General features: G+C 72.1%; 13 protein-coding genes. 3 read left to right on the plus strand and 10 right to left on the minus strand.

Annotated elements, in window-relative coordinates; genetic code table 11:
- Nucleotides 1-190 precede the first annotated feature (190 nt).
- Nucleotides 191-1,198 carry a sugar phosphate isomerase/epimerase family protein gene (locus ACZ4EF_RS35985; protein WP_355338442.1) on the minus strand — a complete coding sequence of 336 codons (1,008 nt, stop codon included), beginning with the start codon at nt 1,196-1,198 and terminating at the stop codon, nt 191-193.
- Between the two features lie 24 nt (nt 1,199-1,222).
- On the minus strand, nt 1,223-2,377 hold the full coding sequence (locus ACZ4EF_RS35990) for a Gfo/Idh/MocA family protein (RefSeq protein ID WP_355338795.1): 1,155 nt from the start codon (nt 2,375-2,377) through the stop codon (nt 1,223-1,225).
- A gap of 239 nt (nt 2,378-2,616) precedes the next feature.
- Between ACZ4EF_RS35990 and ACZ4EF_RS35995 the strand changes: the two genes are divergently transcribed.
- Nucleotides 2,617-3,798, plus strand: coding sequence for an ROK family protein (locus ACZ4EF_RS35995; RefSeq protein ID WP_355338445.1), 1,182 nt, complete (start codon nt 2,617-2,619; stop codon nt 3,796-3,798).
- Nucleotides 3,799-3,923: 125 nt separating this feature from the next.
- On the opposite strand, the gene ACZ4EF_RS36000 is transcribed toward ACZ4EF_RS35995, so the two are convergent.
- The 4 genes from ACZ4EF_RS36000 to ACZ4EF_RS36015 form a co-directional block, all read right to left on the minus strand.
- Nucleotides 3,924-4,661, minus strand: coding sequence for an ABC transporter ATP-binding protein (locus tag ACZ4EF_RS36000; protein WP_355338448.1), 738 nt, complete (start codon nt 4,659-4,661; stop codon nt 3,924-3,926).
- A 200-nt stretch (nt 4,662-4,861) separates the two neighbouring features.
- Nucleotides 4,862-5,635: a DUF3710 domain-containing protein gene (locus ACZ4EF_RS36005; RefSeq protein ID WP_355338451.1), complete on the minus strand. Its 774-nt coding sequence runs from the start codon at nt 5,633-5,635 to the stop codon at nt 4,862-4,864.
- A gap of 2 nt (nt 5,636-5,637) precedes the next feature.
- Entirely contained in the window at nt 5,638-6,168 is a 531-nt protein-coding gene (gene dut / locus ACZ4EF_RS36010; RefSeq protein WP_188282019.1) for a dUTP diphosphatase, read from the minus strand.
- A gap of 37 nt (nt 6,169-6,205) precedes the next feature.
- A complete protein-coding gene (locus ACZ4EF_RS36015) occupies nt 6,206-6,811 on the minus strand; it encodes a PaaI family thioesterase (protein ID WP_355338454.1) in 606 nt (201 codons plus the stop codon).
- A 155-nt stretch (nt 6,812-6,966) separates the two neighbouring features.
- Between ACZ4EF_RS36015 and ACZ4EF_RS36020 the strand changes: the two genes are divergently transcribed.
- Nucleotides 6,967-7,860, plus strand: a complete 894-nt coding sequence (locus ACZ4EF_RS36020) for an SDR family oxidoreductase (RefSeq protein ID WP_355338457.1) — start codon at nt 6,967-6,969, stop codon at nt 7,858-7,860.
- Nucleotides 7,861-7,887: 27 nt separating this feature from the next.
- On the plus strand, nt 7,888-8,337 hold the full coding sequence (locus ACZ4EF_RS36025; protein WP_355338460.1) for a DUF3093 domain-containing protein: 450 nt from the start codon (nt 7,888-7,890) through the stop codon (nt 8,335-8,337).
- A gap of 54 nt (nt 8,338-8,391) precedes the next feature.
- Here the strand turns inward: ACZ4EF_RS36025 and ACZ4EF_RS36030 are convergent, their stop codons facing one another.
- The 4 genes from ACZ4EF_RS36030 to ACZ4EF_RS36045 all read right to left on the minus strand — a co-directional run bounded on the left by ACZ4EF_RS36030 (nt 8,392) and on the right by ACZ4EF_RS36045 (nt 11,920).
- Nucleotides 8,392-9,156, minus strand: coding sequence for a hypothetical protein (locus tag ACZ4EF_RS36030; protein WP_355338463.1), 765 nt, complete (start codon nt 9,154-9,156; stop codon nt 8,392-8,394).
- A 117-nt stretch (nt 9,157-9,273) separates the two neighbouring features.
- The gene (locus ACZ4EF_RS36035) at nt 9,274-9,573 is read right to left on the minus strand and encodes a DUF4193 domain-containing protein (RefSeq protein WP_103884889.1); all 300 of its coding nucleotides are present in this window, start codon (nt 9,571-9,573) and stop codon (nt 9,274-9,276) included.
- A gap of 419 nt (nt 9,574-9,992) precedes the next feature.
- The gene (locus ACZ4EF_RS36040; RefSeq protein WP_355338466.1) at nt 9,993-11,261 is read right to left on the minus strand and encodes a sensor histidine kinase; all 1,269 of its coding nucleotides are present in this window, start codon (nt 11,259-11,261) and stop codon (nt 9,993-9,995) included.
- A 5-nt stretch (nt 11,262-11,266) separates the two neighbouring features.
- Nucleotides 11,267-11,920, minus strand: coding sequence for a response regulator transcription factor (locus ACZ4EF_RS36045; protein WP_188282025.1), 654 nt, complete (start codon nt 11,918-11,920; stop codon nt 11,267-11,269).
- Nucleotides 11,921-12,103: the final 183 nt, after the last annotated feature.

A 12,103-nucleotide genomic window follows, 5' to 3' on the forward strand; every position in this document is an offset into this window, starting at 1 on the left:
AACACAAAAAAGGAGGCCACCCCCCCCCCCCCCCCCCCTCCCCCCCCCCCCCACCCCCCCTCCCCCCCCCGCCCCCCCCCCCCCCCCCCCCCCCCCCCCCCCCCCCCCCCGAGCGCCGCCCGGCCGGCCAGCCTGTCAGGACCGGGCCCGCCGGGAGGAGCCGCAGGACGTCAGCGACGATCCCAGACGTTCATGAGGACGAGCTGAACGCCGAGTCGAAGGAGGCCGCGGGCGGCTCGATCGCGGCCAGCGCCCGTACGTGCGCGAGCGCGGCGGGCGCGCCCGTCATCCGGTCCATCCCCGCGTCCTCCCACTCCACCGAGATCGGCCCCTCGTACCCGATGCTGTTGAGCATCCGGAAGACCGGCTCCCACGGCACGTCGCCGTGCCCGGTCGACACGAAGTCCCAGCCGCGCCGCGGGTCGCCCCACGGCAGATGCGAACCGAGCCGCCCGTTGCGGCCGTTGAACTGCTTGACCGACTCCTTGCAGTCCACGTGGTAGATACGGTCGCGGAAGTCGTACAGGAAGCCGACCGGGTCCAGGTCCTGCCACACGAAGTGGCTGGGGTCGAAGTTGAGCCCGAAGGCCGGGCGGTGGCCGATCGCCTCCAGGGTCCTCACGGTCGTCCAGTAGTCGTACGCGATCTCGCCCGGGTGCACCTCGTGCGCGTACCGGACCCCGACCTCGTCGAAGACGTCCAGGATCGGATTCCAGCGGTCGGCGAAGTCCGCGAATCCGCGGTCGACCATCTCCTCCGGCACCGGCGGGAACATCGCCACCGTGTGCCAGATCGACGAACCGGTGAAGCCGACCACGGTGTCCACGCCGAAGGCCGCGGCGGCCCGCGCGGTGTTCTTGATCTCCTCCGCCGCCCGCTCCCGCACCCCCTCGGGCGAGCCGTCGCCCCAGATACGGGCGGGCAGGATGCCGCGGTGCCGCTCGTCGATCGGATGGTCGCAGACCGCCTGGCTGGTCAGATGGCAGGAGATGGTCCAGCTCTTGAGCCCGTGCTTGTCCAGGGTGTCGCGCAGCCGCGGCAGATACGCGTCGTCGCTGAGCGCCGCCTCCACGTCGAAGTGGTCACCCCAGCAGGCGATCTCCAGGCCGTCGTACCCCCACCGCGAGGCGAGCGCGCACACCTCGGTGAAGGGCAGGTCGGCGAACTGGCCGGTGAAGAGCGTGACGGGTCGGGCCATGTGCGTCCTCCAGGGATCGGGGCTTCAGGACTGAGGGGCGGGCACCGGGATGTGCACGCCGAGGGCCGCCGCACTGGTCTCCACGGCCGCCAGCACCCGCTGCACCTGGAGCCCGTCGGCGAACGACGGCCGCGGATCCGTACCGCCCGCCACCGCCTCGGCGAAATCGCGCACCTGGTGCGTGAAGGAGTGCTCGTAGCCGATCAGATGGCCTGGCGGCCACCACGCGTCAAGGTAGGGGTGGGTGGGCTCGGTGACCAGGACGCGGCGGAAACCGGCGGTGTCCGGGTCCTCGGAACGGTCGTGGAAGGCCAGCTCGTTCATCGACTCGGCGTCGAAGGCGAGCGTGCCGCGCGAGCCGCTGACCTCGATCCGCATGGCGTTCTTGTGCCCGGTGGCGAAACGGGTCGCCTCGAACACGCCGATCGCGCCGCCGTCGAACCGCGCGGTGAACAGCGCCGCGTCGTCCACCGTGACCCGGCCGCGCTCGGAACCGCCCTTGCCCGACAGGCCGCTCGCCGACTCCGGCAGCGGCCGTTCGGTCACGAAGGTCTCCAGCAGCGCGCCGACCGAGCTGATCCGCTGACCCGTCAGATACTGCGCCGCGTCGATGCTGTGCGCGCCGAGATCGCCCAACGCCCCTGACCCGGCGCGGTCCTTGCGCAGCCGCCAGGCCAGCGGGAACTCCGGGTCGACCAGCCAGTCCTGGAGGTACTGCGCCCGCACCTGGTGGATCGTGCCCAGCCTGCCCTCCTCGATCAGCCGCCGCGCCAGCACCAGCGCGGGCACCCGGCGGTAGTTGAAAGCCACCATCGAACGCACCCCGGCCTGCCGGGCCTTGTGCGCCGCGTCGACCATCGCCTCGGCCTCCGCCACCGAATTGGCCAGCGGCTTCTCGCACATCACGTGCTTGCCCGCCGCGAGCGCCGCCTCCGCGATCCGCGCGTGGCTGTCGCCCGGCGTGCAGATGTCCACCACGTCGATGTCCGGCCGCGCGACCAGCGCCCGCCAGTCGGTCTCGTACGACCCCCAGCCGTACCGCTCGGCGGCCGACGCCGCCCGCTGGGCCGACCGGCCGCAGACGGCGGTGAGTTCGAGCCGTACCGGCAGGTCGAAGAAGCGGCCCGCGGTGCGCCAGGCGTGGGAGTGCGCCGCGCCCATGAAGGCATGGCCGACCATGCCGATCCGCAGCGCGGGGACCGGGGGTGGTGTCGTCGTCACGTACGTCCTCCTGGCGGAATGCCGCTCCTGGTACGGGCCGTGAATCGTTATTCATCCGGCATCGACTGAAACTCACGGCACCGGATAGAACAGTTCGGCAGTTTCTGCCTGAACTTCGGCATAAGTCAAGGCTCTTGACGTCGGTGACGGCAACAGGGCACCGTGCGGTTGCCGAGACGTCACACATCCGGGGGGCAGTGATCGACACTCCAGTCAATCTCCGCGAGGTCGGCAGGCTCCGGGTCCTCGAGGCCCTGCACACCACCGCACGCAGCAGCAGGCCCGAACTCGTCCGCGTCACCGGCCTGTCCAGGGCCACCGTCTCCTCGCTGATCGCCGACCTCATCACCGTCGGCCTGGTCACCGAGGACGAGGGCCCCGAGGAGCCGGAGCCCCGCCGCACCGGACGGCCCGCCCAGTCCCTCTCGCTGGTCCCCAGCTCGGGCTACGCCATCGGCGCGGACATCGGCCACCAGCACGTACGCGTCATCCTCTGCGACCTGTTCGGCGCCGTCCTGTGGGAGCACTGGGTCGCCAAGGACGTGGACCGCGCCCCGCAGGAGACCCTCGACCTGGTCGCCGTCCTCGTCGGCCGCGCTCTCCAGGAGACCGGCGTCGCCCGCGAGCGCGTCCTCGGCATCGGCGCCGGAATCGCCTCCCCGGTCGAGAAGGGCAGCGGCGCCCTCGGCGCCGAGGGCATCATGCCCGGCTGGGTCGGCCTGCGCCTCACCGACGAACTGCGCCACCGCACCTCGCTGCCGGTCCGCGTCACCAACGACGCCAACGCCGGCGCCCTCGCCGAGCGCATGTACGGCGCCGGACGGCAGGCGGGCGACATGGTCTACGTCCGGCTCTCCGCCGGTATCGGCGCGGGCATCGTCAGCGACGGCCGCCTCCTGCTCGGCTCACGGGGCCTCGCCGGGGAGATCGGCCATCTCCCGCTCATCACCGACGGCCTCATCTGCCGCTGCGGGAACCGCGGTTGCCTGGAGACCGTCGCCAGCCCTGTCGCCATCGCCCGCCTGCTGTCCGACAGTTGGGGCGAGACCGTCGCACCCCGTGACCTCCCCGCCCTCATCCGGGACCGCAACACCGGTGCCCTGCGCGCCGTCCGCGACGCGGGAGACGCCGTGGGCCGCGCGCTCGCCACGCTCGTCACCCTCCTCAACCCGCGCCTGATCGTGGTCGGCGGCGACCTCGCCGCCGCGGGCGCCGACATCCTCGAACCCATGCGGGCCGGTGTCCGCCGCCACACCCTTCCCTCCGCCGCGGAGGGCCTGGAGATCGTCACCGGCGGTCTCGGGGACGGCGCCGAGGTCCGCGGGGCGGCCGGTCTCGTCCTCGCCGACGCCGCCTCACTGCTCGCCGGAGCGGCCTGACCGGAAAGCGGCCTGACCCGGAGCTGCCTGATCCGTACCGGCCTGATCCGTACCGGCCTGACCCGGAAAGCGGCCCGCCCCGGAGCGGCCTGCCCCGGAAAGCGGCCTGACCCGCGTCAGGCCGCTCAGTCCGTGGTCTGGACGATCTGCCCGTCGCGCAGTTCCAGGACGCGGTCGGCCAGGGCGAGGAGCTGCGTGTCGTGGGTGGCGACGAGGGCGGTGACGGACTCGCTGCGGACGACCGCGCGCAGCAACTCCATGACGGCCAGGCCCGTGTCGGCGTCGAGCTGCCCGGTGGGCTCGTCCGCGATGAGCAGGACGGGGCGGTTGGCGAGGGCGCGGGCGATGGCCACGCGTTGCTGCTGGCCGCCGGAGAGTTCGCCGGGGCGCTGGGCGGCGTGGTCGGCGAGGCCGACGAGGGCCAGGAGGAGTTCGACGCGCTCCTCGCGCTCACGCGGCGGGGTCTTGCGCAGCCGCATGGGGACCCCCACGTTCTCGGCGGCGCTGAGGATGGGGAGCAGCCCGAAGGACTGGAAGACGAAGCCGATACGGTCCCGGCGCAGGGCGAGCAGTTCGTCGTCGCCGAGCGAGGCCAGATCGGTGCCGTCGAGCATGATCCGGCCGCCGTCGGGGCTGTCGAGACCGCCCACGAGGTTGAGGATGGTGGTCTTGCCCGAGCCCGAACGGCCCTTGAGCGCGACGAGTTCGCCGCGCGGGACGGAGAACGAGACACCGCGCAGGGCGTGCACGGCGGTGTCGCCGCTGCCGTAGGTGCGGCGCAGATCCTCGACGACGACCATGTCCCCGGACGGCGGACCGTCCGCGACCGCCGTCGCCGCACGTCCCGTGGACCCCTCGCTCATGCGTCCTCCCCGTCCTGGCCGCATCCCCTGCCGGCCCCCGCCCGCGGCGCGCCGGCCACCGTACGGCCGTCGCGTATCCGTACGGTACGCGCAAACGCCGTGGACGGTACGCGCAAACGCCGTGGCCCGGACCCGTGGGAACGGATCCGGGCCACGAGGGGCCACGAAGGCCGCGAACGGCGCGTACGCGGAGCGACGCCTCAGTGCAGCTCGGTGATCTCCGGGCCGCGGCGCAGCGGGTCGATGCCGTCGCCGAACTTCGACGGCTCGCCCTGCTCGGTCGGCGCGGCGCCGTCCGGCACCATCTGCGCGTCGTTCGGCAGCTTCAGCACGATCGGGTCGCGCGGCGCCATCGGGGTGTCGCCGCGCAGCACCACGGTGTCGCGGAAGACGGACTCCAGCACACCGGCGGCGGCGGGCTGCACCGCGCCCTGGCCGGAGATCACCCCGCGCAGGAACCAGCGCGGGCCGTCGCAGCCGATGAACCGCACGAGCTGCACGCCATTGGTGCCGTCGGGGAGCTGGACGGGCACCTGGGCCCGCAGTTCCCAGCCGAGCGGGCCCTCCAGCTCGTCGACGATGCCGCCCTGCTGGGTGATACCGGCGGCGATCTCCTCGCGGACCTCGCCCCAGATGCCCTCGGACTTGGGGGCGGCGAACGCCTGGAGCTGCACGGCGCTGTCCCGCAGCACCACGGTCGCGGCGACGATGGACTCGCCCGCGACCTCGACCCGCAGCTCCATGCCCTCGACTCCGGGCACGAACAGTCCGCCGAGGTCGACGCGGCCCTCGCCGGGCTCACTGACCTCGCTCAGGTCCCACGGGCCGTCGGGCCTCGGGGCGGGCGGAAGGTTGTACCGGAGGGACTCACCGGAGTCGTCCGACTCCTCGGCGTCCTCGACCTGCTCGTCAGGGCCTGCGGCCTCGTCGAGCTCGTCGAGGTCGTCTTCGCGCTCCTTGCGACGACGGAACACGGTCACTGTCCTTCCCGGTCTGCAACGACCGATGCGAATCCGACTCTGGACGTGTCGGCCGACGGCGTCTCCACCGCGGCATGACCCCCCGTGGAGCCGAAGCCCCCCGCGGCCCTGGCAGAGCCGGGCAGCTCCGCCACCTCATGGAAACGGACCCGCTCGACCTGCTGGACGACCAGTTGGGCGATCCGGTCACCCTTTTCGAACCGCACGGTCTCGCGCGGATCGAGGTTGACGACGATCACCTTGATCTCTCCACGGTACCCGGCATCCACCGTTCCCGGGGCATTCACCAGGGCCACACCGCAGCGCGCTGCCAGCCCCGAGCGGGGATGCACGAAGGCCGCGTACCCGTCGGGCAGGGCGATCGACACCCCGGTGGGCAGGACCGCGCGCTCACCGGGCGCGAGGTCCGCCGCCAGCGTGGTCGTCAGGTCCGCGCCCGCGTCACCGGGATGCCCGTAGGACGGTACGGGCACGGACTCGTCGAGCCGGTGCAGCAGTACGTCCACCGGCTGTCGCTCTGTGCTCACGGGTTCACCTCGCTGACGAGGCGCAGCGGCTCACGGCTCATGGGTTCACCTCGAAGGCGCGGGCGACCTTCACCTGGTCGGGGTCCGACATCGCCGCGCGGATCTCCTCCGCGCGGCCGTTCTGCGTGAAGTGGTCGAGCTTGACCTCGACGAACAGCGCCTCCGCGCGGACCGCGACCGGCCCGTCGTGGCCGCCGATCCGGCCCTCGGCCGAGCTGTAGATCTTGCGTCCGGCGACCGCGGTGCAGCGCGCCGACAGGTACAGCGTGGCGCCGACCGGGACCGGGAGCAGGAAGTCCGACTCCAGCCGTCCGGTGACGGCGATGGCGCGCAGCATCCAGTTGACCGAGCCCAGCGTCTCGTCCAGCGCGGTGGCCAGGACCCCGCCGTGGGCGAGGCCCGGCGCGCCCTGGTGGGCGGGCTTGACGGTGAACTCGGCGGTGACGCTGACGCCCTCGCCCGCCCGCGCCGCCAGGTGCAGCCCGTGCGGCAGACCCTCGCCGCAGCCGAAGCACTGGTCGTAGTGCGCCCCGAGCAGCTCGCCCGGTGCCGGGGCGTCCGGGTGCCGCGTGGGCGCGGTGGCGTCGGGCGGCGGCGTCAACGACGACCGTCCGGCGCTTCTGGGTGTGTTCGCTCCACTCACGCCCGAGACCCTACCCTTCCGCGGGATCCTTTCCCTGCCGGTGTCCGTTGGTCCCGGGGGAGCCGCCCGGCGGCCGGCGGAAACCGCCCCCTGTACCACCCTCGTACCGCCCCCGCAGTCCCCCCGTTGTCATCTGGTAGCACCGGAGCGCGCGCATGTCCCCAGGAGTAGGCCAGTCCGTCGTCGTCACCGGAGCCGGACGCGGCATCGGCCGTGCCATCACGCTGGAGCTGGCGCACTGCGGCTTCGACGTGATCGGCACGGTCCGCAACGACCGGGACGCGCGGGCCCTGCGCGCGGCGGTCGACCGTACCGGCGCGGCGGTGCGCACCGCGGTGCTCGACGTGGCCGACGCGACGTCCTGCGTCCGGGCGTTCACCGAGATCGCCACGATGACCGACGGCGGGCCGTGGGCGGTGGTCAACAACGCGGGGTTCGCGCAGCCGGGCGCGGTGGAGGACGTGGACGACGAGCAGGTACGGCGCCAGCTGGAGACCAATCTGGTGGCGCCCGCGCGGATCGCCCGCCTGGTGCTGCCCGCGATGCGGGACCGGCGGGCGGGCCGGATCGTCAACGTGTCGTCGATCGCCGGGCGGGTGTCGCTGCCGATGCTCGGCTGGTACTGCGCGAGCAAGCGCGGCCTGGAGTCGGTGACGGACGCGCTGCGGATGGAGACCGCGCCGTTCGGCGTGCAGGTCTCGCTGATCGAGCCGGGCTCCTACGGCACCGGCATCTGGGAGACCGGTGCCGGGCTGCTGCCCGACGAGCGGGCGTCGGCGTACCAGGAGCAGTACGCGGCGGCCGGGGACGTGCTGCGCGGCAGCCGCGACCTGCCGGGGCCGCGCCCGGTGGCGCTCGCGGTGCGCAAGGCGCTGACCGCCCGGCACCCGCTGCCGCGCTATCTGGTGGGCGGCGGCGCCCGCTCGACCGCGGTGCTGGACGCGGTGGCGCCGACGGCGGCCTCCGACTGGGCGAAGCAGCTCGCCACCGGGCTGCGGCAGGCGCCGCCGAGGGTCACCCGTGCGCTGGCGCGCCTTCGCGGCAGATAGCACAGGACCGCATGGCAGTCTGGTGCCATGCAGCCTTACGACGAACGTCTCACCGTGCCGCGCTCCTGGTGGTTCCTGGCCGCCGGGGTGGGTGTGGCGATGGCGCTGATCCTCTTCCCGTTCGGCCCGCTGCCGATGCTGGCCGGGCTCGCGGCCGGCGCGGCCGTCGCCATGATGGCGGTCAGCTCGTACGGGTCCGCGCGGATCCGGGTGGTGGCGGGTTCGCTGGTGGCGGGCAAGGCCCGGATCCCGCTGGCGGCACTGGGCGAGGCGACCGTGCTCGACGCGGCGGAGACGGTGGCCTGGCGCTCCCACAAGGCCGACCCGCGGGCGTACATGCTGCTGCGCTCGTACGTGCCGACGGCGCTGAAGGTCGACGTGACCGATCCGGACGACCCGACGCCGTACGTCTATCTGTCGACGCGTTCGCCGAAGCGGCTCGCGGAGGCGCTGAAAGCCGTGAAGGCGCCCCAGTAGGACCGGCCGGGCCGCACGGTGCCGGGCGGCCCCCGCGGGGGCGCCCGCGGCCGGTCAGGGCTCGATGGCGGGCGGCTGCCACAGCGTGCCGGTCAGGGCCGCGTCGGCCGGTGCGCCGACGGCGGGCAGCTCGGGCCACGGGAGCTGCGCGGCGCGCAGGTCGTGGCGGATCCGCTGGGCGAGCTTGCGGGTGTCGCGGCGGTTCATCACCGCGCCGACGGCCGCGCCGATCATGAACGGCGTCAGCGTCGGCATATTGCGCAGCGTGCGGCGCAGCAGCCGCTGGCGCATCTCCTTCTTCATGCTGCTGCCCAGGGCCACGTTGACCGTGGAGAGTTTCAGCACATCGATACCGCGCTGTTCGGTCCAGGACCACAGATACGCGGTCGCGCGCTCCCGGGAGTTGCCCGGGACACGCAGTCCGTAGACCTCGTGCAGTTCCGCGATGAGTTTGAACTCGACCGCGGCGACGCCGAGCGTCTCGGCGGTCAGTTCGGCCGGCATCGCCGGCGGGGTGGGCAGCATCGCGGCGGCGCCCACACCGGCGCCGACGGTCATGGTGCCCTTCACCGCGGTGGCGATCAGCCGGTCCGCGATGTCCTCGGGGCCGAGACCGGGAAACTGCCCCCGCAGCGTCGCCAGGTCGCGCACCGGGATGCGCGGGGCGACCTCGATCAGCCGCTCGGCGACCGAGCCCATGCCCGCCATCGCCTTCCTGCCGCCGTAGCGCGCCCCGCTGCGTATTCCGCGCGCCCCGCGCGCGGTCGTGGCCGCGAGCGAGGCCCTGCGGCCCCGCTCGTCGCCTTCTCGGCCTTCCACCCGGCCTTCCGTCGGACCCTCCACCGGGCCTTGTGCCCGGTCCCGGTCCTGGTCCTGCGCCCGGCCGGCGTCGTCCGCCCGGCCGTCCCGCCGTGAGCCCGTCACCGCGCCCGCGGATCAGGCCGCGCAGTCGCGGCAGATCGGGTTGCCGTTCTTCTCCGCCGCGAGCTGGCTCCTGTGGTGGACCAGGAAGCAGCTCATGCAGGTGAACTCGTCGGCCTGCCTGGGCAGTACGCGAACCGACAGTTCCTCATTGGAGAGGTCGGCGCCCGGCAGCTCCAGGGACTCCGCCTGGTCGAACTCGTCGACGTCCACCGCGGAGGTGGACTTCTCGTTCCGCCGGGCCTTCAGTTCCTCGATGCTGTCCTCGTTGACGTCATCGTCGGTCTTGCGTGGGGTGTCGTAATCCGTAGCCATTTTTCGCTCTCCCCCTGTGGGTGTCTGCGGTGTCTCCAGCGCACGTAACGCGCGGGAGGCCGGACTTGTGCCCGACCCGAGGCGGAGATTTTGCCTCACATCAAGGCCTGTTACTCAATCGACACCCAAGGTCGCCCCCGAAGGGGTGATCGCACGGGTGGCCGATCGTCACTCGCGACAGTCTGAAAGTCGTATGTCGCGGGTGCCATCACGTGTACTTCCCGTGATCATGACCTGGGGAAACATGGATTTTCCGGTCTTTTTCCCCAATGTCTTGATCACTGTGTGTAGGTGTCCCTCCAATAGCATGTGCTGTCGATCACAACGGTTCCCGGCGGGGAACAGACCGCGAAATTTCTCGCATAGCGAACACTCGTCGGTGCTGTCGTCGCCGGTGGCCGTCCTGGGCGTGACGCGGTTCACAACGGGATCGCGACCCGCATGACCAGGCCGCCTCCCTCGCGCGGCTCGGCCACGATGACGCCTCCGTGCGCCCGTGCCACCGACCGCGCGATGGACAGTCCCAGTCCCACCCCCTTGTCACTTCCCGTCCGCTCGGTACGCAGACGCCGGAACGGCTCGAAAAGGTTGTCGATCTCGTACGCCGGAACGACCGGTCCGGTGTTCGCGACCACGAGCAGCCCCTGACCGCCCTCCACGGCCGTGGAGACGTCGACCCAGCCGTTCTCCGCCACGTTGTACCGCACCGCGTTCTGTACCAGGTTCAGGGCGATCCTTTCCAGCAGCACGCCATTTCCCTGGACGACCGCGCCGTCGAGCCGGGAGCGCAGCTCCACGCCCTTGCCCTGCGCCTCGGCGCGGGTCTGGTCGAGCGCCCGGGAGGCGGCCTCCGCCAGGTCCACCGGCTTGCGGTCCACGATCTCGTTGTCACTGCGGGCGAGCAGCAGCAGGCCCTCGACCAGCTGCTCACTGCGCTCGTTGGTGGACAGCAGGGTCTTGCCGAGCTGCAACAGGTCGGCCGAGGCGTCCGGATCGGAGAGCTGGACCTCCAGCAGCGTCCGGTTGATCGCCAGCGGTGTGCGCAGCTCGTGCGAGGCGTTGGCCACGAAGCGGCGCTGGGCGTCGAAGGATCTCTCCAGCCGGTCGAGCATCTCGTCGAAGGTGTCGGCCAGCTCCTTCAGCTCGTCGTCCGGGCCGTCCAGCTCGATCCGGCGCTTGAGGTCGGAGCCGACCACGACCCGCGCGGTCCTGGTGATCCGCCCGAGCGGCGCGAGCACCCGCCCGGCCATCACGTAGCCGAAGACCAGCGCGACCACGGCCAGGCCGATCAGCGCCAGCAGCGAGCGCTTGAGCAGCACATTGAGCGCCGCCTCGCGCTGGACGGCCATGCACTGCGCCAGGGCGGAGTTGAAGCGCCCCGAATCCGTCTCGTTGATCAGGCTCGGGCAGGTGTTGCTGACGATGTTGACCCGGCCGCTGTTGACGGTGAACAGCGGCTCGCTGCCCTGGTGCAGGGCCTGGGCCGCCAGCAGATAGATGATCCACAGCAGCAGCACACCGGCGATCAGGAACATGCCGCCGTACAGCACGGTCAGCCGTATCCGGATGGTCGGGCGCAGCCAGGGCAGCGGGCTCTCGCCCGGCAGCGGGTCCCAGGGGGGCCTGGGCGGGGTCGGCGGGGCCGAGGGCGGTGCGGGCGCGGGGGAGCCTGCGGAGGGGGACGCCACGCGGATCAGATCCGGTAACCGGAACCGGGGACCGTCACGATCACCGGAGGCTCACCGAGCTTGCGGCGCAGTGTCATGACGGTCACCCGCACCACATTGGTGAACGGGTCGGTGTTCTCGTCCCACGCCTTCTCCAGCAACTGCTCGGCGGAGACCACCGAGCCCTCGCTGCGCATCAGCACTTCGAGGACCGCGAACTCCTTGGGCGCCAGATGCACCTCCGCGCCGTCCCTGAAGACCTCGCGGCGGTTGGGGTCGAGCTTGATGCCGGAGCGCTCCAGGACCGGCGGCAGGGCCGCGGTCGTACGACGGCCCAGCGCGCGGACCCGCGCGGTCAGCTCGGTGAAGGCGAAGGGCTTGGGCAGATAGTCGTCCGCGCCCAGTTCAAGACCCTCCACCCGGTCGCTGACGTCACCGGCGGCGGTGAGCATCAGCACCCGGGTGGGCAGGCCGAGATCGACGATCTCGCGGCACACCTGGTCGCCGTGGACGACCGGGAGGTCGCGGTCGAGGACGACCACGTCGTAGTCGTTGACCCCGATCCGCTCCAGGGCGGCGCCGCCGTCGTAGACCACGTCGACGGCCATCGCCTCGCGGCGCAGCCCGGTGGCAACCGCATCGGCGAGCAGTTGCTCGTCCTCGACGACCAGTACGCGCAAGGCGCTGTTCCTTCCAGAGCGGGGGGACATGAGCGGTCCTGCGGCGGCGCGGAGCCGCGGCCGGAACGGCATGAGCTGTGCGAATGCTCCACCATCCTGCACCTGAGGACCGTAAATCGGCGGTAAGGGACCGACGACGGAATATTCCTCCGGCCGACGGAGGTTTCCGCTCCGAAGCGGGTG

The sequence above is a fragment of the Streptomyces sp. NPDC025721 genome, assembly GCF_055558595.1.